Consider the following 21,403-nt stretch of genomic DNA (forward strand, 5'->3'; position numbering starts at 1 on the left):
CAGGACGTCGATCTGAGCTATCGCCTGCGCGACACGGTCGGGCGGGGTGACTTCAAGGATATCGGCGGCAAGGGCCGGTCCCGCAAAAGCTCCTGAAGCCGGGCCGCAGCGTCGCCGCGCCAGCTAGAGCATTGCCGAGCAGTCGGCGGTCGCGAGCGCATCGCGGGCTCGGGGCAGCATCGTGTCGTCCGGCACGAAGACGCGCAGCAGAACGAAACCGGTCTCGATCGGCAATTCGACGACGATCGCGGTTTCGAGCTCTTCGGGCGGGTTGCGGCGAAGTTGCGCCATCTGCACCGGGGTGATGACGACGAGGTCGACCTCCGTCCGCCCCGCCGAACGGTCGTTGAGGCTATAGGCGTTCCGCCCGCGACGATCGAAGACCGCGACCGACCAGAAGGTGTCGGGGAGGTCGGCGGTGACCTGGATCGGGCCGTCTTCGAGCGAGAAGCGGCAAACCCCGTAGAGCATCTGGGGATCGAGATCGACCAGGGGTTCGTGTCCGGCCCTTGCCTCCGGCAGGACGTGGAACGCGCCGTCGCGCCCGAACTGCCGCATCGAAGAATAGGCATCGGCGGTCGCGAAATAGGGGATCATGATCACGGTCGCGATATGAATGATGCCGGCGAGCATCAACCCGCCGATCACGTAGAGCAGCGTCCTGTTCATCGACAGCGCTCCCGGAGGATGTCCGGCATCGTCGAATCCGCCTGGGTCCCGGTCGTCAGCGGCGTGTCGTAAAGGCGCAGGATCAGCTTGAAGGTGCCCGGCGTGGCGATGGGCAGCCAGTTGCCCGGCTGCACCTCGGGCGAGGCGACGATTTCGAAGCTGCCGTCGTTGTGCCTGAGGATTGCCCTCGAATCGAATCCCTGGCGCTGGGCGGCGTTGGTCATCAGCCGGCCGGTGCGGTCGTAGGCGGTCAGCGTCCACAGGCGCGCGGCCGGCGTCTGTCCAACGATCCGGTACGTGCAGTCGCCTTGCAGCGGTTCGCCGTCGTGGTCGGATTCGGCGAGGAATGCGAGACCCTCGCCGGCGCCGAGCGGCAATTCGCCGGTCCGGGCAAGGCGCGCGACGGCGTAGGGATCCGCGTCCGGACCGCCGGTTTCCGGCGATGCCGTCCAGTCGCCGATCCTGACGAGCCCGAAGATGTTACCGCGCTCGACCGCGAGCCAGGCGGAGGAGAGTCCGACGCCGGCTGCGATGACGATGGCGATCGCGATATTCAGGAGGGGTGGCACTTGGAGGGTCCCATGTCGCGATTCGCACGATACAAGGCCGAACGCCGGGGCGCTATCGAGGCGAGGAGCCTATTGCGGGCTGGGTAGCGGCGGCAGGTGGGTCGTTGCCGGGTCGGCGCCAGCGAGACCGATCTCCTTCCGGACCTGGCCGGGGCCAAGCGCCGCGACCGGTTTCAGGACAGGCGCGGAGCGCAGCAGCTCTTCCAGCCGGATGAGCTGCGCGGTCGTCGCGGTCGAGAGCGTCGCGGGGGCGCCGGCATCCGCCTCGCCGTCCGGGCTCTCGGCTTCGGCAACGACCGTTTCCGCCTTGCCGGCATCCGGGTCGTCGACATAGGGGATGGGCTTCAGCTTGATGCCGTTATGGGCGTAGGTCATGACCTTGTTCCAGGTCATGGCCGGCAGGCTGCCGCCGGTAAGGCGACGCGTCGGCTGGTAGTTGTCGTTGCCCATCCACACCGCGGCGGCGTAGTTGCCGGTGAAGCCGACGAACCAGGCATCCCGGTAGGCCGAGGTCGTGCCGGTCTTGCCGGCGGTCTTGATACCCTCGAGCTTGGCGCGGCGGCCGGTTCCCCATTCGGGAACCTGGGAGAGGATTCCGTTCATGTCCGCGACGGTCTGTTCGGGCAGCACCCTTTCCGGCGGTGGGGCGTCCTTGCGGCGGTCGTAGAGGACGTCGCCCCGGCTGTTCATCACCTGGGTGAAGGCGTAGGGCGTCGCCTTGTAGCCGCCATTGGCGAAGACGGCATAGGCGCCGGCCATGTCGACGACCTTCACCTCGGCCGCGCCGAGCGGCAGCGACCGGGTGATCAGGAGCTCCGTCGTCAGGCCCATCTTGTGGGCGGTCTCGACGATCTTGTCGCGGCCGATCGCCTGGGCCAGCCGGACCGGGATGATGTTGATCGACTTGACCAGCGCGGTGGTCAGCGACACGGGACCGGAATAGCCGCCGGAATAGTTGTGCGGGCACCAGCCACCGATGCAGATCGGCGCGTCGCGGACGACGCTCTTCGGCGTGTAGCCGTTCATCATCGCGGTCGCATAGACGAACGGCTTGAAGGACGACCCGGGCTGGCGAAGCGCATCGGTTGCCCGGTTGAACTGGCTCTCGCCGTAGTCGCGGCCGCCGACCATCGCCCGCACCGCGCCATCAGGTTCGACGACCACCATCGCCGCCTGCCGCGCCCGATAGGCATCGCCTTTCTCGCGAAGCACCGACTCGACCGCTTCGTCGGCGGCCTTCTGCATGCCGAGGTCGACCGTGGTACGGACGGTCAGGCTGCGGTCGCCCTTGAGGTTCAGCTTCTTCACCTCGTCGAATGCCCAGTCCATGAAATAGTTGGGCGAACCGGCGCCTTCGGACTGCTCGATGACATTGGCCGGGTGGCGGCGTGCGCCGATCACCTGGCCCTCGGTGAGGAAGCCCGCCTGGACCATGTTGGTCAGCACCTCGTTGGCGCGGGCCCTGGCCGCCGGCAGGTTGACGTGGGGCGCATAGCGCGCCGGCGCCTTGAACAGGCCGGCGAGCAACGCCGCCTCGGAGAGGTTCACGTCCTTCACCGATTTGCCGAAGTAATAGTCAGAGGCCGCTTCGACGCCGAAATTGCCGCCACCCATATAGGCCCGGTCGAGATAGAGCTTGAGTATCTCGTTCTTCGACAAATTCGCCTCAAGCCACAATGCCAGGAAGGCTTCCTTGATCTTGCGCTCGAGCGTCCGTTCGTTCGACAGGAACAGGTTCTTGGCGAGCTGCTGGGAGAGCGACGAGCCGCCCTGGACCACGGCGTCGGCGCGCAGGTTCTCGCCCATCGCCCGGATCGTCCCGGCGACGTCGATGCCGAAGTGGTCGTAGAAGCGCCGGTCCTCGGTTGCCAGCACTGCCTTGATCAGGTGATCCGGCATCTCCTCGAGCGGCACGGTTTCCTTCCGCTTGACGCCGCGCTTGCCGATCTCGTTTCCGTTGCGGTCGAGGAAGGTGACGGAATAGTCGCCTTGCGAACGCCAGCCGTTCCGCGTCGCGTCGAAGGCCGGCAGCGCCAGCGCCAGCATCAGCAGGGCGCCACCGAGACCAAGCGTCAGCGTGTCGCCGGCGACCTCGACCGCGGCGCGGCGGACGCCGGTCAGCCGGAAGCGTCGCATGAAGACAGAGAAGGCTTCGGCCTTTGTGGCGATGAAGCGGCCGATCCTGAACAGGCCGGTATCGACCCAGGAATCGATTTCGATCAGGCGAATCCGGTGCCGTTTTCGGGATGTCGACTGGAATGGATCGCGCAAGGAACTGACCTGGGCTCTGGCGGCTCGACTCGGGCCGATGATGTCGCCGATCAGTAAAGGATAGGCAAGTGGGCGAAGTTAAGGAAGACTTGGACGCACGGCGTGGCTGAGGTTGGCCTTCAGCGTTTCAGGCGGTGCCTAGCCGGCCAGCGGCTTCAGCCAGGCCGCCAGCGTCCTCGCATCCATGGCCCCGGCGCGGCGGGCGACCTCCTTGCCGCCCCGGAAGACGATCGTCGTTGGAATGCCGCGGATCTGGTAGCGTGCCGCAACCTGCGGGTCCGCCTCGGTATCGAGCTTGAGGAGGCGCATGCCCGGTTCCAGCTCGGCGGCGGCCTGTTCATAGGCCGGCGCCATCATCTTGCACGGCCCGCACCAGTCCGCCCAGAAATCGACGGCGACCGGGATATCGTTCCGGCCGACATGCTTGTCGAAGCTCGCCGCGCGGACGCTTGTCGGGTGGCCGTCGAAAAGCGGCTTGTGGCACCGGCCGCATCTGGCGTCGAGCGCGTCGCGGCCGCTCGGGGCGCGATTGATCGCATCGCAATGCGGGCAGACGATATGGCGGACGGCTTCGTTCATCTTCCGGGTCTCGAGAGGTGCCGCCGGAGGGCGGCTCTGCCCCGGAAGATGGGGATTGGCGGTCGCTCCCGTCAAGGTGGCGCCGGCGCCGGTGAAGGGCGTCGGCGTCCCTGGGAGGAACGGGCTATCGCGGCGCGAGATTGACCAGCTGGACGCGGCGGTTGATGCCGGCAAACGGGTCGCGCCAGTCCTTCGGTTGCTCCTCGCCATAGCCGACGGCGATCAGCGATTGCGGGTCGATGTCGAAGGTCGCGACGAGGAAATTCTTCACCGACCAGGCGCGGCGCTCCGACAGCATCTGGTTGTAGCCGTCGCTGCCGGAAGCGTCGGTATGCCCGGCGATAAGGAAAGTCTGGCCACGAAGGCTCGGGTCGCTCAGCGCCTCGCCAAGGGTGTAGAGACTGCCATAGGCAGCGGGCGTTATGCCCGCGGAATCATAGGCGAAATAGACCTCCATATCGACGCTGGGCAGTTGGTATTCGGCGACCGCGGCGGCGATCCGCCGGCGCTCGGCGCCGCCGACCGGACGGGTCGCCATGCGGCGGAGCGCCTCGGTGGAGAGGGCGGGGGCGGGATAGGCCGGGGCGATCGAGGCGGGCGCCACCATCCGCCGCACGAAATCCCGATCACGGGCGACGGCGCGGGGATTCATCGCCAGCGCCCGGACGAGCTCGTCACGCGACTGCGCCGTGGCCGGCATGGCGGAAAGTGAGGAAATCCCTAGCGTCAGGGCTAGCGCGGCGGCAAACGCGGTGCGGCTTTTCATCGGACCACTCCTCGTGTTCTGGCTCGGAACGTGGCGATGGGGTATCGCTGTCGCACTGAACCACCTCTGAACGTGGCTTTTCGCTTTCGTTCATCCGGCATGGACGGGCCATTGAAGAAGACCGCGCGCCCCGAACGAGACGACGACGAGACGCCCTTCTGGCGGCGCATGGCGCTCGCCGAGATGTCGCAGGCGCAATGGGAATCGCTGTGCGACGGCTGCGCCCGCTGCTGTCTCAACAAACTCGAGGACTGGGACACCGGCGCCATCTACTGGACCGAGGTCGCCTGCCATCTCCTCGACGACGAGACCTGCCGCTGTACCGATTATGCGAACCGGTCGGTGCGGGTTCCGGACTGCGTGCCGCTGACCCCGCAAAACGTCACCGAGCTGACCTGGCTGCCGCCGACCTGCGCCTACAAGCTGGTCGCCGAGGGCAGGGACCTCTATTGGTGGCACCCGCTCGTCTCCGGCGATCCGGACACGGTGCATTATGCCGGAATCTCGGTGAGGGGGCGGATGGTGTCGGAGAAGGACGTGGCGGTCGAGGAATACGAGGACCATCTGGTCGACTGGCCGGGCGAGGACCCGGCCGAAGGGATCGAGGTGGCCGAACGCGCACCGCCGGCGACCGGACGGAAGACAACCGGCCGATGAACCGCAAGGTGACGGGCGGCACGACGCGGCGGCGGCACCGGACCCTGCTGTCCGCGAAGAGGGCCTAAACCGGTGGCGCCACCCGGGCTCGTGATCTTCGACTGCGACGGCGTGCTGGTCGACACCGAGGCGACGCATTGCAGGATGCTGTCGCGAAACCTCGCCAGGCACGGCCTGACGATCTCCCCGGAAGACTGCATGGCGCGCTTCCTCGGCTCGCGGATGGCAACCATCGGCGAGACCGCGACCCGGATGGGAGCGACCCTGCCGGAGGACTGGATCGACGAGGCCTATGGCGAGATCTTCGCCGAACTCGCCAAGGGGGTGCCGGTCATCGACGGGATCTCCGAGGTTCTCGACATCCTCGACGCGAACGGCATTTCCTTTTGCGTCGCCTCCAACGGCGCGGAGGAGAAGATGTCGATCACCCTCGGCGGCAACGGCATCATCAGGCGGTTCGACGGGCGGATCTTCTCGGCCTATGCGGTCGGCATCTGGAAGCCGGACCCGGGACTCTTCCGGCACGCGGCCGGGAGCTTCGGCGTCGCCGCCGCCGACTGCGTCGTCGTCGAGGACAGCGTCGTCGGCGCGACCGCCGCGAGGCGCGCCGGCATGCGCTGCTTCGGATACGCGCCGCATGGCGACGGGGCGAGGCTCGCCGAACAGGGCGCGACGCCTTTCGCCGACATGGCGGCGCTGCCCGGGCTGCTGGGGATCAATCGCGGCCCTGGCGAGCCGTCATCAGCGATTCAGACGGCTCGTGACGCGGGATGACAAGGCGGTCGACCTGACGGCGAATGCTGCCTGTCAATGCGATCGGAAACGACCTAAATGCCCCTCGGGACAGATATGGTCCCACCGGACGCCGACGAGAGGAGCGGAAGAATGGAAATCACACGGGCGGGGACAAAGCCTTCGGGGAAAGGACCGGGTGACTGGTTCACCGGGGCAGTTCGCATCGATCCGCTGTTCAACCCCCATGCGCCCGAGCGCGTGCAGGGCGCGAGCGTGACCTTCGAGCCGGGGGCGCGGACCGCCTGGCATACCCATCCCCTCGGACAGACGCTCATCGTCACCGCGGGCGTCGGCCGGGTGCAGCGCTGGGGCGGACCTGTCGAGGTCATCAGGCCGGGCGACGTGGTCTGGTTCCCGGGCGGCGAGAAGCATTGGCACGGCGCCGGCCCGGACACGGGGATGACCCATATCGCCATCCAGGAAGTCCAGGACGGCCAGGTCGTCGACTGGATGGAACACGTTTCCGACGAGCAATACGGCGGCTGAGGTCGCGCCGGGGCGCCTCGACGGACGAAAGGTGAAAGGCTGACGCGCGCGACAACCAAGGCGTCGGCCGGGCGACGTCGTCGCCCGTCACGGGATGGCCACACCGCTTGTATACCCCTCTCTACGATCAGGAGGATGCGGGTTATGGTTCAGCCAGGTACGGTCGTCGCGCGTGGATTCCGGCTGGCCGTCCTCGGCGTCGTTTGCGCGGCGCTGGCGGGACCCGCGATATCGCAGGAGGAGCCCGATACCATGAGCCCCGATGAACAAGCCGTTCACGACGCCGTCAGCCAATGGTTCGTCGTCCTCAACGCCATGTTCGACGGCGACCCGAAGCCCTTTGCCGAGCTCTACAGCCACGCCGACGACGTGACCTATATGGGCGCCGAGGGAACCTACCGCATCGGCTGGGCGGCGACCTATGACGACTGGAAATCCCAGGCGGAGAAGAGCCTTGGCGGCCACGTCCACGGGGAGGAGGTGCATGTCGTCGTCGACGGCAACATGGCGACTGCGACCCACCTGACCGAGGGGACGATCAGGACCGCCGACGGCAAGACCATCGACCAGCGGGTCCGCGAGACCAGCGTCTTCCGCAAGGAGAACGGCGCCTGGAAGATGATCGGCCATCAGGCCGACGACTATCCGGTGTGGATCGAAGTCGTCGACCGGTGAACGGAACAGCCTTCGTTTGAGCGAAACGGGTCGGCGTCGGCGCCGCTTGTGCAACCGGTGCCGCCGGCGCGGGAGAGGCCGTCCCGCGCGGCCGCTCGCATCTCGTGGGCGGCGGGCGGCCCGACTGATATAGTTCGGACATAGTGGATGTGATCGGAAGGTTGCCCATCATGCGCTCCCTCGGACTTCTGGCCCTGTCTTCGATCCTTGCGTTGGCGTCTCTTCCGGCGCTGGCCGCCGGCCGCATCGAAGGGCTGGTCGAGGGAGGAGGCGGGCCGATCGCCGGCGCCGACGTGATCCTCCGGGCGGCGGGCGCGGAGGCACCGCGAAAGCTGGCCGAGGCGAAGACCGGCGATGACGGACGTTTCGAGCTGACCATCGCCGATGGCGAAGAGGGTGACGGCGTCCTCTATCTCGTCGCCACCGGCGGCGAGCCGAAGGCAGGGGCCGGGCATGGACCGAACCCGGCGATCGCCCTGATGGCGACGTTGGGGACGGAGGTGCCGCAGCGCGTGACGATCAACGAGCTGACGACGATCGCGTCGGCCTGGACCGGCGCGCAGTTCCTCGACGGAACCGCGCTGAGCGGCAACGCGCTCGGGCTCGGGATCGCCGCCGGCAACGTGCCGAACCTGGTCGACCGCGAAACCGGCGGCCTCGGGCCGGTGATCCAGGACCCGCTGAACAGCTCGCAAACGACGACGCTCGCCAAATTCAACACCCTGGGCATTCTGTTGTCGGCCTGCGTCACCGACCTGCCGGGCGCATGCGACAAGCTCTTCGCCGTGGCGACGCCGCCGGGCGGCACCGCGCCCACCGACACGCTTTCCGCGGCCGGGAACATCGCCCGCGCGCCATGGCGCGATGCCGACAAGCTGTTCGCGCTGCTCGACGACTTCTATCCGGTCCCGGCCGGCAAGAGGTGGCGCGACGTGCCCTTCATTCCCTACCTCAACTTCGCGCCGAGCGCCTGGACCCTGTCGCTGGTCCATGCCGGCGGCGGCCTGAATTCCCTCGGCGGCATCGCCATCGATGGCGACGGCAACATGTGGGCGGACGACAACTTCCTGGTCGGCTCGCAGTCGACGATCTATTCGTCCTTCGGCGGCGGCCTTTCCAAGATCGCGCCGGACGGCAGGCCGCTTTCGCCGATGACGACGGGCTTCCGCGGCGGCGGCATCGACGGACCCGGCTTCGGCATCGCCATTTCCGGCGACGACAAGGTGTGGGCGACGAGCCTCGCCGGCAGGAATATCTCTGTCTTCGATCGCAAGACCGGCGCGCCGCTTTCGCCCGATGCCGGCTACGACTTCGGCGGCAAGCTGGGATCGATGCAAGGGATCATCGTCACGCCGAGCGGTGACGTCTGGGCCCTCGACAACGGCAACGACCAGATCGTCCACCTGCCGGGCGGCGACGCCTCGAAGGGGCGCATCCTCGGGCGGACCGAGAATGGCAAGCCGGTCGACGGCACGCTCCAGGTCAAGGCGCCCTTCCATCTCGCGGTCGATCAACAGGACCGGATCTGGGTGACCAACAGCGGTGGCGACACGGTGGTCCGCTTCCCGGCCAGCGATCCCGGCAAGGCCGAGACCTTCAAGGTCGGCTTCGCGCCGCGCGCGGTGGCCATCGACAGCCAGGGCAATGCCTGGGTCGCCAACACCGTCGGCCATCCGGACACGGCCGAGAAGCTGGCGCTGATCAAGGACAAGATCGAATCGAAGATCGAGGGACTGACCGACCCGCAGTCGAAGGCCGAGGCGGAAGCCAAGGCATGGATCGGCCTGTTCGAGACGCTGCAGGAATTTCCCGGCGGCGACGTCTCGATGATCCGGCCGGACGGGACGGTACTGCCCGCCTTCGGCGGAAACGGGAGCCTTGTCGGCCCGTGGGGCGTGGCGATCGACGGCAACGACAATGTCTGGGTCGCGAATTCGACGGGCCGCTCGGTCGCGCAGCTATGCGGCGCGCGCACCGAGACCTGTCCGCCGGGGCTGAAGACCGGCGATCCGATCTCGCCGTCGGGCGGCTATGTCGGCGGACTGCAGATCATCACCGATGTCGCGGTCGATCCGGCCGGCAATGTCTGGGTCGCCAATAACTGGGACATGCCGGCCGAGGCGGGCTTCAAGGAGACGCCGCCGGAGGCGATCTCCACCCGCTTCGGCGGCGACGGGGCGGTGGTCTTCCTTGGCCTGGCCAAGCCGGTGCGCACCCCGCTGATCGGCCCGGTGGAGGCGCAATAGCCGGCCGCCGGTTTCCGGTTTCCCCGCCCCGCGAAACTTGCTAAGCCCCTCCGGCAATCTGGCATGCCAGAGCAATACCGGGCGGAGCACGAGATGGACATCGCGGGGAAGAAGGCGCTTGTTTTTGGCGGCACATCGGGAATCGGCCTCGCGGCGGCGAAGCAGCTCGCCGCGGCCGGGGCCAGGGTCGTCGCCATCAGCCGCAATCCCGACCGCGCCGGGGACCTGCCGGACGGGATCACCCCGAAGGCCTGCGACGTCCGCGACGGCGAGGCGGTGGCCGCGCTCTGCGCCGCGGAGGCGCCCTACGATGTCCTGGTCTGCGCGGCGACCGGCGGCGGACGCGCCGTCGGCCCGTTCCTCGCGATGGACATGGACGGCTACCAGGGCTCCTTCGCCAAGCTGTGGGGCTATGCCAACTGCGTCCGCTTCGGAACGGAGCACCTCGGCGAGCGCGGCGCGATCGTGCTGGTGAGCGGCACCCCGGCCCGCCGGATGCGGCCCGGCCAGATCGCGCTCTCCTCGGTCGGCGGCGCGGTCGAGGCCTTTGCCCGCGGCGTCGCGCCGGAGATCGCGCCGAAGCGGATCAACGTCGTCTCGCCCGGCATGATCGATACGCCGATGCACGGCCCGGATGGCCCGGAGCGCAAGAAGATGACCGACGAGCGCGCCGCCCGGAACCTGATCCCGCGCGCCGGCACCGCCGACGAGGTGGCCCAGGCGATCCTCTTCGTGATCACCAATGACTTCGTCACCGGCACCACGGTCGACGTCGACGGGGGCTGGCTACTGACCTGATGGACGTCGTCCTGAGGCTGATCGACCGGGTGCCGAGGGGCTTCGACCGGACGATCCGGGTCACCTATGCCGAAAGGCTCGTCTTCGAAGGCTACGTCACCACCGGCGACAACCTGTTCGCGCGCGATCCGGCGAAGCAGCGGCCGACGAAGCCGATCGTCTCCCATTTCTTCCAGTTCAGGCAGGGCGGGACGAAATACTTCTTCCGGCTCGACGACGCGGACAGGGGCCTGAGCTTCGAGCCGGGCCGGCGCTACCGGGTGTGGTTCGACCCGGAGCTCACCCGCTGCTGGGTGCCGGGCGGCGGCGAGGCCAAGGTCGGCCTCGACGATCCCGACGAGGAGGACGACGGCGGATAGGCGCCGGTCAGCCGGGCGACCGGGTGCAGGCCATCTGCGTGCCCGCCCAGATGAGCGCGGCCTTGCCATCGCGCTCGACGAAATCGAGGCCGCCGATGTTGTAATGGGTGGCGCCGTCGTCGTCCCAGCCGGTGGCGATGAACTGGGGGACTTCGCCGCCGGGCGGACGGGTGAAGACGCCGACCGGCGGGTCGGTGTCGTAGAAGGTGGCGATCAGGTAGTCGAAATCGCCGCCGGTGCAGGTGTAGTCGACGGGATCGGGCGCCATGACCTCGCCCGCCTGGATGCTGAGGACGGCGATGCGCTCCTTGTAGGCGTCGGCGACATACTGGCGGGGATCATTCGCCTTCCAGGCCTCGTCGCGGCCCTTGAGCCAGCCGCGCTGCATGGTCTTGATCGTCGCGAAGTCTTCCGCCGTGGTCTGGGATTCGATCTTGGCGTAAAGGCGGGCCATCTCGCTGTCGAGGGCGGCGAGCCCGGCATCGTTGCAGATCAGCTCCTCGGTGCTGCCCGCCTCGACGCCGGAGCAATCGAAGGACGGCGCGGCGATGGCGGCCGCTGAGGATAGGCCGACGATGGCGATGGCCAGGGCAAGTCCTCGTCCGAATCTCATGCCGGTCCTCCTCGTCGTGCAATACCGCATGACGGTCCCGGCAATGTGGCCATTTCGCGGCGGGGCCGGCCGGATCGGCGCTCGATTTGTGATCGGCGAGTCGCGGTGTTAGCGTCTTTCGAACCGCGGGAATCCGGCTGAAGGGATTTCCGCATGCGAAGGGGCGGCGTTTCCGATCCTTCCGGCCCGATTGCACGGGCACGCGCCGGGGCCGGCACGACATTGGCCCGATACCGGGCGCGGGAACGCGGCAATGCCCGTTCCGATCTTTCCGATCCGACGAAGGCGCGCGGGCGCCTTCCCGAACACCTGCACGCAAAAGGAGCCGACAATGGTCGACACCCCCACCGTCTGGAAACCGCAGCATCTCGTAAACACCGAAACCGACGGCTGGCAGGAAGACCCGATCGCCATCGATATCGGCCTCGGCCGGTACATCGTCGTCTGGGAAGAGGGCGCGGGAGGCCCGATCGGGACCGGTCCGGGGGACGACCTCGTCGGCCAGATCTTCGACGCCAGGGGCAACCCGGTCGGTGACGCCTTCCAGGTCAACCAGAGCTACACCGCGGATGACGAGACGGACGCGTCCCTGGCGATGCGGCCCGGCGGCGGCTTCGTCATGGTCTACGAGGACAACGACGGCCTGGGCACCTCGATCCGCGTCGATACCTATGACGCCGACGGCAACCGGATAGTGACGGGCGTCCCGGAAACGATCGCCGACAATCCGATTCTGGCGACGATCTCGAATCCGGAGGTCGCGATGCGGCCGGACGGCAGCTACCTGGTCGCCTACCAGAGCAAGAATCTCCTTGGCGACACGGATATCGTCGGCCGGATCGTGAGCAGCTCCGGTACGGTCGGCGCGCAGTTCACCATCTTCAACGAGCCCGATGACGCCTCCAACCCGGACGTGGCGGTCCTCACCAACGGCAACTTCGTCGTCGTCTACGAGGACGAGTTCATGGGAGCCGACCTCGATGTGAAGTTCACGATCGTTTCCCCGACCGGCTCGATCGTGACGAGCGGCGTCGTGGAGAGCGCGCCCGAAGAGGAGGATGAGGTCCAGGTCGCCGCCCTGGCCGGTGGCGGCTTCGTGGCCGTCTGGACGGACGGTTTCGATGACGGGTCCAGCGACGGCATCAGGGCACGGATCTACGACAATAACGGCAATCCGGCCGTCGGCGGCGCGTTCACGGTGAATACCACGACCGCCGGCAGCCAGAACGAGCCGGGCGTCGTGGCGCTCGAGGATGGCGGTTTCGTCGTCGTCTGGGACGACGACAACACCGACGAGGTTCGCGGCCAGCGCTACGACGCCGACGGCAACAAGGTCGGGGTGGAGTTCCTCGCCGGAACCGGGGATCCGACCGATCCGACCGCCGCGCTTCTCGGCGACGGCCGCTTCATCATTCCCTTCGAGGAGCAGGAGGGCGCGGACGATTCGATGGCGACGATCTTCGATCCGCGCACCGGCCCGATCATCGGCACCGGCGAGGACGATGTCCTGACCAGCCGTGTCGACGGCGCCAAGGTGAAGGGCAAGGACGGCAACGACATCCTGCTCGGCGACGACGGCAAGGACGTGCTGATCGGCAATGGCGGCAAGGACATCCTTTCCGGCGGCCTCCACAAGGACAAGATGAAGGGCGGCGGCGGCAAGGACTGGTTCGTCTTCGATTCCGCGCTCGGCGGCAAGAACAAGGAGACGATCAAGGACTTCAAGGAGAACAAGGACAAGCTCTTCCTCGAGGAGGATGTCTTCGCGTCGGTCGGCAACAAGGTGAACAAGAAGGAGCTGGCCTTCGGCGACCAGGCCGACGACGGCAACGACTACCTGATCTACAACCAGGGCAAGGGAAAGCTCTGGTACGACGAGGACGCCAAGGGCGGCAGCGCGAAGGTGCTGGTCGCCAAGCTGAAGCACAATCCCGACCTCGACCACAAGGACTTCATGGTCGGCGACTTCACCATCTGAACCATGGCGCCCGGCGCGCCGGGCTGGCCGGCCGGGTATGCCCGGCGAGCGAAGCGGCGGGGATCAGCTCCGGCCGTGACGGCGGCTCTGGGACGGGGTCTCGCCAAAGGCCTCGGCATAGGCGCGCGAGAAGCGGCCGAGATGGAAGAAGCCGCATTCCATCGCGATCTGGGTGACGGTTTCGTCGTCGGCCCGGTCGAGGATCCGCTGGCGCGCGATATCGAGACGGATTGCCCTCAGGGCGCTGAGCGGCGGGGCGTTGCGGGTGTTTTCGAACGCGACCTGAACCCGCCTGGCGCTGACGCCGAGCTGCTTCGCGATCTCGCGGGTCGAAATGGCCTCGCGGTAGCGATCGCGCATCAGGTCCTCTGCCTGCCGGACCAGATGGTGGTCCTGCCGGGAGGGGAGACTGCGGTCGGGCGTGGCTTCGAGCACGTCGCTGACCAGATGTCCCAGCGTCTCGGCAAGCAGGACATTGGCGGCTTCCCGGGCACGCAGGCTGTCGAGGCCGCTCGAAGCCTGAAACCCTTCCTCGAAGAAATGATGGACCAGCCGCCGGAGGCCGAGGGCACTGCGGTCCGCCGAAGTGCTCGCGAAATGGCGCTCAAGGGACACGGCCGGCGCATCCGGCTGGTCGACCACGCTGCCGATCTCGACCAGGGCGCAATGGGCTTCGAAGCGCCCCCTGCTGTCGGGCATGACATGCGTGAGGCGTGCATTCGGCGCGAAGACCAGCACGTCGCCCGGCGCCGCCGAGAAGCCTTCCGACCCGGTCTCGACGGCAATGAGCCCGCGCTGGGGGATGAGGACCGTGACGTATTCCGGCTCGCGCAGGGAGACGGAGTGTCCCGTGGATCGCACCCGGCAGAGCCTGGAACGGCCGAGATGGGCGGTGTCGACCGAGACTCCGGGAGCCTCTGCCTCATGCAACGAAAAGGTCTGCTCGTGCTCGAACATCTTCTCGCGTTCGAACTCGACCCCCTTCGCATCAATCACCTGTGTCGGTTCGAACAGCAATCGCCAAATCCACTTGATGGAGTCGTCCCGATCGGGTGCCCGGAAGCCTCTTACTCTCCGGACTTGATGCGGGTCCAGAGCCGGTTGTTGAGCCGCAGGATGTCCTGTTCGTAGGTCGGTGTCACATAAAGCTTCGCCATCACCGCCGGCGGCGGGTAGATGCCGGGATCGTCGACGACGTCGGAATCGAGCAGCGCCTGGCTCGCCTTGTTGCCGTTGGCGTAGTGAACGTAGTTGGACGCCGCGGCGATCGTGTCGGGTCGCATCATGAAGTCGATGAAGAGATGGGCTGCCTCGGGGTTCGGCGCGTCCCTGGGGATCGCCATCTGATCGAACCACATCTGCGCGCCTTCCTTCGGAATGACGTATTCGACATGGACGCCGGACCCCGCGTCGTCGGCCCGGTCGCGGGCCTGGAGAACGTCGCCGGACCAGCCGATCACCAGGCAGGCATCTCCCGAGGCAAGAGCATCGATATACGCCGAGGAGTGGAATTTCGTGATGTAGGGGCGGATCTTCACCATCAGATCGGCCGCCTGCTCGAAGTCGGCCGGCTCCTGGCTCTTGGGGTCGAGCCCCAGGTAGTTCATGGCCGCCGGCAGCACGCCGCCGGGCGTGTCGAGCACATGGACGCCGCAGTCCGACAGCTTCGCGAGCTTGTCCGGATCGAAGATCACTTCCCAGCTGTCGATCGCATCGATGCCGAGACGCGCTTTCACCGCGTCGGTGTTGTAGCCGATTCCAGTCGTCCCCCACATGTAGTTGACGGAATATTTCCCGCCGTGATCGAAGCTATCCGTCCGCTGCTGGATGACATCCCAGAGATTTCCGAGGTTATGGAGGCGCGATTTGTCCAACGGCTGGAAGACACCGGCTTGCGCCTGCCTTTCCAGGAAGCTCGAGCTCGGCACGACAACGTCGTATCCGCTCTCGCCAGCCAGCAACTTGGTCTCAAGCACTGAATTCGAGTCGAACACGTCATAGAGGACCTTGATACCGGTCTCCTGCTCGAACTGATCGATGATGCTCGTATCGATATAGTCGGACCAATTGTAGACGTGGACGACTTTGTCCTGTCCGACCGCCGGAAGAATTCCAAGCGACGCAATGGCGGAAAGGAAAACAAGGCCAAGAAACGGCAATCGGCTTGTCCGTATTCTCATTGAAGCAACCTTCCGCCGCGGATATCGATGATACGTTGCTACCTGACCGGTATACGACCTCTATGTCGATTTCAATACAGTCCGGCGGCTGTTACCGCGAACCATCCTCTGGCCGGCGAGCAGACTACTGTCTCGGGGCCAGAAAGTGCGCCGATGCTGCAAACTAGACCGGAGTGGACCAATTTGCACCAGCAAACAGACCATCGCAATGCGGATAATGGTGCGTCGCAATCTGGATTGCCGCGATTCGCGGCCGCTTGGTACAGGACCCGGAGAGACGGCTCGAAACGAAGCCTCCCTCGACCCGTGATTGCAGCCAAGCGAGCCCATGATCGAACAAACGTCGGCGAGAAGTGCGATTGAGAAGGCCATCATCCGTCAATCCGCGGCAGGCTTGCCGGCTGCGAGGCGGGGAGGGGTGATGAAGGGCTTTCCCGGCCTGATGGTTGCGACGGGCCTCGCCGCGGCCATGGCGCTCGCGCCTGTCCGGGCCGATGCGGCTTCCGACAACAAGGCCGGGGCCGCCGCCGCCGCGATCGCCGGCGCCGCGGCGATCCTGGGAATCGCGGCGCTTTCGCATCACGAGGATCATCACAAGAACGGCCAGCACCTGAGCGATGCCCAGGCCGAGGCGAAATACGAGCGCGGCTACAATGACGGCCTCTACAACGCGCCCTATCACGGCGCCGCGGCCGACGAGCCCTATCGCGCCGGCTACGATGCCGGGGTGACCGAGCGCCGGCAGCGCGTGGCGCATAACCGCGAGCATGAATGGGAGGCCGATCGGCACGCGGCGCCGCGGGCGGCGATGCGCGCCTGTGTCGGCGAGGCGTCCGCCCAATGGGGCCGCCGGCCGACCGACATCGTTCCGACCAGGTCCCGGAAGATCGCCGGCGACGACTATCTCGTCGAGGTTGCCGCCGGCCACCGGCTCGGCAATTGCGAAGTGAGCGGCGCCGGGCAGGTCTATCTGCTCAAGAAAGGCGGGATATAGTCGCCATATTTCGGGCGTTTCGATCAGCTAGGATCGCCCGGCCTGTCTGCAAAATTCATGATATCCGATCGGAGAACTGATCCATGTTGAGCCACCTGAGATATTCGGTCCTGGCGATGGCCGTCTTGCTCGCCGCCTGTGACAACGCTCCCCCCGCCCAGGACACCAAGTCGGAAGCGCCCGCGCCGGCGAAGGAGGAGACGGCAGCGCCCGCCAAGCAGGACGCAGCGCCCGCCAAACAGGACGCCGCGGCGCCGAAGCCCGCTGCCGCCGCGGACGACACCGAGACGGTGACCAACAATGCCTGCCTCGCGGCGGTGAAGAAGGAGACCGGCGAAGGCAAGGTCTCGATCCTCTCCAACGAATTCTCCGAGGCCAACACGCTGGTGATGCTCGGCGTCGGCGACAATGATGCACCCTGGAAATGCCTCGTCTCTAATGACGGCGCCGTGCAGGAAATCGAATTCACCGGCAATGACGGCGACGGCGTCCCGGCGGAAGGCGCCGACGCTGACGACGGCGGCGGTGCGATGGATGGGGCCGCCGCCGGTGGTTCGGACGTCTCGCAAGCCGCGATCGACGCCTGCCTGGCGGCGGTGAAGAAAGAGACCAGCGAGCCCGACCTTGCGGTGACGAGCTCCGAATTCTCCGAGGCGAATTCGATGGTGATGATCGGCGTCGGCGCGCAGCGCGCCCCGTGGAAGTGCCTGGTCTCGAATGACGGGACGGTCCAGGAGATCTCCTTCACCGGTTCCGAGGGGGCGGAGTGAGCGCCCCTCGCCCGTTGATCCAACTGCGAATGACCCAACACAGGAAATCCACGATGAAGACGGTAATTCTCTCTGCGATCGGGCTGCTGGCGCTCGCCGGTTCCGCCCATGCCGGCATTCCGTTCGTCAACGCCACCTGCCCCGGGAATATCGAGGTGCATGCCGACGAGGGCGGGCCGATCTACGTCAACGGCAAGGAAGCCAAGATCACCGTTTCGAAAGCCAGCTACTACGAGGCCAAGCACGGCCACGTGACGATTTCGCTGAGCGTCAATCCGGACGGGTCGCCGTCGGTCTCCTACACCGGCAAGGGCGGCGCCAACGGCATCTGCCAGCTGACCGACGGACGCTCCGCCGGAAATGGCGGAAATGGCAAAGGCAACGGCGGCTGCCCGGTCGATGTCAGCGAGGCCGACCGTTACAAATATCCGGCCTGCAACTAGGCATCCGGCCGGCGCGAGGGCATCGGGGGCGATCCTGGAGGCAAGAAGCCAATGAACAGACATCCCTCACGACGGACCGCCCTCGGCTGGCTGGCCGCCGGCATCGGCGCCGGGGTCGCCGGCGGCGCGCTTGCCGAGCCGGCGATCAAGGCGGTGGACGGGCTGAAGCCGGGCGAGTTCACCTGGCATCCGGAGCGCGCGCCCGAGGGGCAGGTGGCGATCGTCGTGTCGCTGCCCGACCAGCGGGTCTTCGTCTACCGCAACGGGGTGCGCATCGCGGTCTCGACCTGCTCGACCGGCAAGCCCGGGCACTCGACCCCGACCGGTGTCTTCACCATCCTCCAGAAGGACAAGCACCACCACTCGTCGACCTACAACAACGCGCCGATGCCCAACATGAACCGGCTGACCTGGTCGGGCATCGCGCTGCATGCCGGCAACCTGCCGGGCTATCCCGCCTCGCATGGCTGCGTCCGGCTGCCGCTCGACTTCTCGGCGAAGCTCTTCGGCATCACCCAGATCGGGACGCCGGTGATCATCGCCAATGCGGCGACCTATCCGAACGGGGTCGTTCATCCCGGCTGGATCCTCTCCGCCGACGCGGAGGAGGAGTTCGAAAAGGCGGTGGCGAGCGTCCAGAACAAGATGTCGGGTCCGCCGGGCGCCGGCCTGTCGGCGAAGCCTTCGGTCACCTCGATCATCGTATCGGGCGCCGAGGAGCGGATCCTGGTGCTCGACAATGGCGAGGTGGTGGCCGACGGCAAGGCGACGATCGAGGACGGCGGCGTGCCGCTCGGCAATCACGTCTTCATCCTCTCGCTGTTCGACGCGGCCAAGAAGCAGGTGCGCTGGCGCTCGATCCGCTACTACCATGACGAGGAGCGCGAGGTGGAGCTCACCGAGCTGGCGACGATCAAGCGGATTCGCGGCTCGCATGACGTGGTCGAGGCGATCCGGACGCGGATGTATCCGGGGACGACGATGGTTACCGTCGACCTGCCGCTCGACCGCGACACCCGCACCGGCGAGGATTTCGTGGTGATGGCCGACGGCAACGAGGCCGCCTAGGATCGGGGATCGGGCAGCGGGGGCCTGACCAGCAGAGGAGACTGACGTGAAGACCAAGGCATTTGCGTTTCTCGTGGCCGGACTGGCCCTTTTCGCCGGGCCGGCTCTGGCCGACGAGCAGGCCGCCATCGACGGCTGCATCGCCCAACTGAAGAAGGTCGGCGGACCGGACGGACAGTCGGGTCAGGTCGTCAGCTCCGACTTTTCCGAAGCCGGCACGCTTGTCATGCTCCGCGATGCCGGCGGCACCGTGTGGAAGTGCATCGGCTACAACGACGGGACGGTCGGCGACATGAGCGTCGTCGAGGGGATGGACGACGGCGGCGGCGCGATGGCCGGTGCGGCCGACGAGGGCAGCAAGACCACCCGTGTCGAGTTCGAGGCCGGCAACGACAACGCCTCGAAGAGGGGCAAGGTGACGGGCGACGGCTACCACGACTACCTGCTCGGCGCGCGCGCCGGCCAGGAGATGTCGGTCTCGCTGATCACCGAGGGCACCTGCTACTTCAACATCCTGCCGCCCGGCAGCAACGGCGAGGCCATCTTCATCGGCTCCAGGGACGGCAATGACGCGATCGGCCTCAAGCTGCCCAAGGACGGCGACTACACCATCCGCGTCTACCTGATGGGCAACGACAAGGACAGTGGCCAGACGGTCCATTACCAGCTGTCGATGACCATCATGTGAGGTAAGGCGGACGGCGTTGCGCGTTCGCTTCATGTATCTGGTTGGCAACCGAGGAGGCGGCAATGGAAGATGCGACGGGAAGCAGCATGATCGTATCGGTGATCGTCTGGATCATTGTTGGCGGCGTAGCCGGGTGGCTGGCGAGCCTGATCGTCCGGGGCGGCGGATTCGGCCTGGTCGGCAACGTCATCCTCGGGATCATCGGCGCGATCGTGGCGGGATGGCTCCTGCCCGCGCTCGGCGTCAGCCTCGGCGGCGGCATCATCGGTGCGATCATCGCGGCGGTGATCGGCGCGGTGATCGTGCTGCTGATCATAAGCCTCATAAAACGCGCCTGACCCCCGTGACGGCGGGCGCCGGCGCGGCGAGGGTCCGTGCCGGCGCCGGGATCATCGGCGCCCGCCTTCGGCGGCGTCACATGCGCTTGGAGAGTGAGATGAAGAGATCGGTTCTCGTGGCGATGGTCTGCGCGGCGCCGCTGGCCGGCGTCGCCCATGCCCAGTCGCCGGACTATATGCAGGAGGATTGCGCCGTCGCCGCGCAGGGCTTCTTCCAGGTCTTCGATGCCGAGACCGAGACTAAATACGAGGGGCAGCGCACCGACGGCACCCATGCGGTCAACGGCACCATCGCCCTCGAAACGGGCGGCGAGGACTTCCAATGCTCCTACAACGCGGCCGGCGACGCGATGGTCGATTTCTACGCCGAGGGGAAGTCGTGGACCGACTTCGCCCAGACCGGCGAAGGCAGCCCGCATTTCAAGAACTGACCAGGGCTGCCGCCGCCCGCTCAGCGCCGCTGCCCTTCGATCATCGGTGCCTTGTCACGCTTGTGTTAGGAATAAAATCTTGACAGCGTGACGGCCGTCGCCTATCTTGCGGGCATGATCCGGGAAGGGCGCGCGGCATGACGGTCGCGCTTTCCCTTCCCGCCTCCCTGGCATATCGCGCGGGCCGCTTGCGGTCGTCGTCTTCCTCCCCGGCGGCCGCTGGCGCGCGCCACCTCGAAGCTCTCGCCCGGAAACGGGCGGGGGCTTCTCTTTTGGCCGGCGGAGGGGCTCCCCCGATCCTTCGAGGGGTGCTGTCCGCCTCGCGCACCAACCCCTCATTCCCGCCCTCGGGTCCGACCTCCGGGCCGCCCGGGGGGGTGAGCTCCGGCGGGGGGGCGAGACGGCCGAAGCGACTGATATCGAGAGAAGGGACCTGGATCCCCGCTTTCGCGGGGATGAGCGGAGGGGGGGCGGATCGTCGAGGGAGGGACCGGGTCCCGCTTTCGCGGGGATGAGCGGAGGAGGGGCGGGTCGTTGAGGAGGGGTCCTGGAGCTCTGCTTTCGCGGGGATGAGCGGAGAGGGGGCGGAAGGTGCGGCGTGAAAAGCCGGAGGAGCGGAGGCTGCTTCGCGTTCGCGGGGAGAGGCCCGGGTCACCAAAATCCCACCCATGAGAGAGACACCATGACCGAAATCCATTCACCGACCCATCCACCTGGCCCGCTGCCGAACGGGCACGACCCGAGGGGGCACGAACATGGCGGGCACGACCCGCGCGCCCGCGACCATCGCGGCGATGATCCCGATTTCGACGGGCCGGATTCCCGCGACCCGTCCGCTCCCGATCCGGCCGGCGGGAGGCGGCGCGGGAGGCGCCCCGGCGCGATGGCGGCGCTTGCCCTCGACGGCAGGGCGCTGGCCGACCTCCGCCGCATGGTCGAGGGGACGCCGCGGCCGCTTCGCCAGATCGCGCTCGACCTCGGGGTGCCGTCGGGCTCGCTCCAACGTTACGTCATCGAACAGGGCTGGACC

General features: G+C 67.0%; 23 protein-coding genes and 1 pseudogene. 16 read left to right on the top strand and 8 right to left on the bottom strand.

Features of this window, described 5'->3' with window-relative positions:
- Positions 1–123: 123 nt before the first annotated feature.
- From KDJ86_RS03450 to KDJ86_RS03470, 5 genes are all read right to left on the bottom strand, one after another.
- Positions 124–669 carry a DUF1254 domain-containing protein gene (locus KDJ86_RS03450; protein ID WP_291742958.1) on the bottom strand — a complete coding sequence of 182 codons (546 nt, stop codon included), beginning with the start codon at positions 667–669 and terminating at the stop codon, positions 124–126.
- The gene (locus KDJ86_RS03455; protein WP_291742961.1) at positions 666–1,238 is read right to left on the bottom strand and encodes a DUF1214 domain-containing protein; all 573 of its coding nucleotides are present in this window, start codon (positions 1,236–1,238) and stop codon (positions 666–668) included. The genes KDJ86_RS03450 and KDJ86_RS03455 overlap by 4 nt, the downstream gene beginning before the upstream one ends.
- Positions 1,239–1,307: 69 nt before the next feature.
- Entirely contained in the window at positions 1,308–3,509 is a 2,202-nt protein-coding gene (locus tag KDJ86_RS03460) for a transglycosylase domain-containing protein (RefSeq protein WP_291742963.1), read from the bottom strand.
- A 138-nt stretch (positions 3,510–3,647) separates the two neighbouring features.
- A complete protein-coding gene (trxC, locus tag KDJ86_RS03465; protein ID WP_291742965.1) occupies positions 3,648–4,088 on the bottom strand; it encodes a thioredoxin TrxC in 441 nt (146 codons plus the stop codon).
- 124 nt (positions 4,089–4,212) lie between these two features.
- On the bottom strand, positions 4,213–4,854 hold the full coding sequence (locus tag KDJ86_RS03470) for an OmpA family protein (RefSeq protein WP_291742967.1): 642 nt from the start codon (positions 4,852–4,854) through the stop codon (positions 4,213–4,215).
- A 111-nt stretch (positions 4,855–4,965) separates the two neighbouring features.
- Here KDJ86_RS03470 and KDJ86_RS03475 point away from each other — a divergent pair, with 111 nt between their 5' ends.
- The 7 genes from KDJ86_RS03475 (at position 4,966) to KDJ86_RS03505 (ending at position 10,870) form a co-directional block, all read left to right on the top strand.
- Positions 4,966–5,511: a YcgN family cysteine cluster protein gene (locus KDJ86_RS03475; RefSeq protein WP_291742971.1), complete on the top strand. Its 546-nt coding sequence runs from the start codon at positions 4,966–4,968 to the stop codon at positions 5,509–5,511.
- 72 nt (positions 5,512–5,583) lie between these two features.
- On the top strand, positions 5,584–6,285 hold the full coding sequence (locus KDJ86_RS03480) for an HAD family hydrolase (RefSeq protein WP_291742974.1): 702 nt from the start codon (positions 5,584–5,586) through the stop codon (positions 6,283–6,285).
- Between the two features lie 111 nt (positions 6,286–6,396).
- Entirely contained in the window at positions 6,397–6,792 is a 396-nt protein-coding gene (locus KDJ86_RS03485; RefSeq protein WP_291742977.1) for a (R)-mandelonitrile lyase, read from the top strand.
- A 144-nt stretch (positions 6,793–6,936) separates the two neighbouring features.
- On the top strand, positions 6,937–7,467 hold the full coding sequence (locus KDJ86_RS03490) for a YybH family protein (RefSeq protein ID WP_291742979.1): 531 nt from the start codon (positions 6,937–6,939) through the stop codon (positions 7,465–7,467).
- Between the two features lie 170 nt (positions 7,468–7,637).
- A complete protein-coding gene (locus tag KDJ86_RS03495; protein WP_291742981.1) occupies positions 7,638–9,713 on the top strand; it encodes an NHL repeat-containing protein in 2,076 nt (691 codons plus the stop codon).
- 63 nt (positions 9,714–9,776) lie between these two features.
- Entirely contained in the window at positions 9,777–10,511 is a 735-nt protein-coding gene (locus KDJ86_RS03500) for an SDR family oxidoreductase (RefSeq protein WP_291742983.1), read from the top strand.
- Positions 10,511–10,870: a hypothetical protein gene (locus KDJ86_RS03505; RefSeq protein ID WP_291742985.1), complete on the top strand. Its 360-nt coding sequence runs from the start codon at positions 10,511–10,513 to the stop codon at positions 10,868–10,870. The genes KDJ86_RS03500 and KDJ86_RS03505 overlap by 1 nt, the downstream gene beginning before the upstream one ends.
- Before the next feature lie 7 nt (positions 10,871–10,877).
- Here the strand turns inward: KDJ86_RS03505 and KDJ86_RS03510 are convergent, their stop codons facing one another.
- Positions 10,878–11,483, bottom strand: a complete 606-nt coding sequence (locus KDJ86_RS03510) for a lysozyme inhibitor LprI family protein (RefSeq protein WP_291742988.1) — start codon at positions 11,481–11,483, stop codon at positions 10,878–10,880.
- Positions 11,484–11,814: 331 nt separating this feature from the next.
- Between KDJ86_RS03510 and KDJ86_RS03515 the strand changes: the two genes are divergently transcribed.
- Positions 11,815–13,461, top strand: coding sequence for a calcium-binding protein (locus KDJ86_RS03515; protein WP_291742990.1), 1,647 nt, complete (start codon positions 11,815–11,817; stop codon positions 13,459–13,461).
- 63 nt (positions 13,462–13,524) lie between these two features.
- On the opposite strand, the gene KDJ86_RS03520 is transcribed toward KDJ86_RS03515, so the two are convergent.
- Positions 13,525–14,478: an AraC family transcriptional regulator gene (locus KDJ86_RS03520; protein ID WP_291742993.1), complete on the bottom strand. Its 954-nt coding sequence runs from the start codon at positions 14,476–14,478 to the stop codon at positions 13,525–13,527.
- A 50-nt stretch (positions 14,479–14,528) separates the two neighbouring features.
- The gene (locus KDJ86_RS03525) at positions 14,529–15,641 is read right to left on the bottom strand and encodes a polyamine ABC transporter substrate-binding protein (protein ID WP_521085250.1); all 1,113 of its coding nucleotides are present in this window, start codon (positions 15,639–15,641) and stop codon (positions 14,529–14,531) included.
- 421 nt (positions 15,642–16,062) lie between these two features.
- On the opposite strand from KDJ86_RS03525, the gene KDJ86_RS03530 reads away from it, so the two are divergent.
- From KDJ86_RS03530 to KDJ86_RS03565, 8 genes and pseudogenes are all read left to right on the top strand, one after another.
- Positions 16,063–16,635, top strand: coding sequence for a hypothetical protein (locus KDJ86_RS03530; protein WP_291742995.1), 573 nt, complete (start codon positions 16,063–16,065; stop codon positions 16,633–16,635).
- An 86-nt stretch (positions 16,636–16,721) separates the two neighbouring features.
- Positions 16,722–17,405 (top strand): hypothetical protein, encoded by a 684-nt coding sequence (locus tag KDJ86_RS03535; protein WP_291742998.1) that lies wholly within the window; start codon positions 16,722–16,724, stop codon positions 17,403–17,405.
- A 53-nt stretch (positions 17,406–17,458) separates the two neighbouring features.
- On the top strand, positions 17,459–17,848 hold the full coding sequence (locus KDJ86_RS03540; protein WP_291743000.1) for a hypothetical protein: 390 nt from the start codon (positions 17,459–17,461) through the stop codon (positions 17,846–17,848).
- Between the two features lie 51 nt (positions 17,849–17,899).
- On the top strand, positions 17,900–18,916 hold the full coding sequence (locus KDJ86_RS03545; protein ID WP_291743002.1) for a L,D-transpeptidase: 1,017 nt from the start codon (positions 17,900–17,902) through the stop codon (positions 18,914–18,916).
- Between the two features lie 46 nt (positions 18,917–18,962).
- Positions 18,963–19,604, top strand: coding sequence for a hypothetical protein (locus KDJ86_RS03550; RefSeq protein WP_291743005.1), 642 nt, complete (start codon positions 18,963–18,965; stop codon positions 19,602–19,604).
- Positions 19,605–19,666: 62 nt separating this feature from the next.
- Positions 19,667–19,942 carry a GlsB/YeaQ/YmgE family stress response membrane protein gene (locus KDJ86_RS03555; protein WP_291743007.1) on the top strand — a complete coding sequence of 92 codons (276 nt, stop codon included), beginning with the start codon at positions 19,667–19,669 and terminating at the stop codon, positions 19,940–19,942.
- Between the two features lie 98 nt (positions 19,943–20,040).
- On the top strand, positions 20,041–20,373 hold the full coding sequence (locus tag KDJ86_RS03560) for a hypothetical protein (protein ID WP_291743010.1): 333 nt from the start codon (positions 20,041–20,043) through the stop codon (positions 20,371–20,373).
- A 682-nt stretch (positions 20,374–21,055) separates the two neighbouring features.
- A pseudogene (locus tag KDJ86_RS03565) lies at positions 21,056–21,403 on the top strand (hypothetical protein); the annotation flags it as partial.

It is taken from the genome of Bauldia sp. (assembly GCF_020442045.1).
Classification (GTDB): domain Bacteria; phylum Pseudomonadota; class Alphaproteobacteria; order Rhizobiales; family Kaistiaceae; genus Bauldia.

Coding starts and splice junctions, on each gene's coding strand:
- KDJ86_RS03450 (WP_291742958.1), bottom strand. CDS start 669: ATGAACAGGACGCTGCTCTACGTGATCGGCGGGTTGATGCTCGCCGGC.
- trxC (WP_291742965.1), bottom strand. CDS start 4,088: ATGAACGAAGCCGTCCGCCATATCGTCTGCCCGCATTGCGATGCGATC.
- KDJ86_RS03470 (WP_291742967.1), bottom strand. CDS start 4,854: ATGAAAAGCCGCACCGCGTTTGCCGCCGCGCTAGCCCTGACGCTAGGG.
- KDJ86_RS03485 (WP_291742977.1), top strand. CDS start 6,397: ATGGAAATCACACGGGCGGGGACAAAGCCTTCGGGGAAAGGACCGGGT.
- KDJ86_RS03490 (WP_291742979.1), top strand. CDS start 6,937: ATGGTTCAGCCAGGTACGGTCGTCGCGCGTGGATTCCGGCTGGCCGTC.
- KDJ86_RS03495 (WP_291742981.1), top strand. CDS start 7,638: ATGCGCTCCCTCGGACTTCTGGCCCTGTCTTCGATCCTTGCGTTGGCG.
- KDJ86_RS03500 (WP_291742983.1), top strand. CDS start 9,777: ATGCCAGAGCAATACCGGGCGGAGCACGAGATGGACATCGCGGGGAAG.
- KDJ86_RS03505 (WP_291742985.1), top strand. CDS start 10,511: ATGGACGTCGTCCTGAGGCTGATCGACCGGGTGCCGAGGGGCTTCGAC.
- KDJ86_RS03510 (WP_291742988.1), bottom strand. CDS start 11,483: ATGAGATTCGGACGAGGACTTGCCCTGGCCATCGCCATCGTCGGCCTA.
- KDJ86_RS03515 (WP_291742990.1), top strand. CDS start 11,815: ATGGTCGACACCCCCACCGTCTGGAAACCGCAGCATCTCGTAAACACC.
- KDJ86_RS03525 (WP_521085250.1), bottom strand. CDS start 15,641: ATGAGAATACGGACAAGCCGATTGCCGTTTCTTGGCCTTGTTTTCCTT.
- KDJ86_RS03530 (WP_291742995.1), top strand. CDS start 16,063: ATGAAGGGCTTTCCCGGCCTGATGGTTGCGACGGGCCTCGCCGCGGCC.
- KDJ86_RS03540 (WP_291743000.1), top strand. CDS start 17,459: ATGAAGACGGTAATTCTCTCTGCGATCGGGCTGCTGGCGCTCGCCGGT.
- KDJ86_RS03545 (WP_291743002.1), top strand. CDS start 17,900: ATGAACAGACATCCCTCACGACGGACCGCCCTCGGCTGGCTGGCCGCC.
- KDJ86_RS03555 (WP_291743007.1), top strand. CDS start 19,667: ATGGAAGATGCGACGGGAAGCAGCATGATCGTATCGGTGATCGTCTGG.
- KDJ86_RS03560 (WP_291743010.1), top strand. CDS start 20,041: ATGAAGAGATCGGTTCTCGTGGCGATGGTCTGCGCGGCGCCGCTGGCC.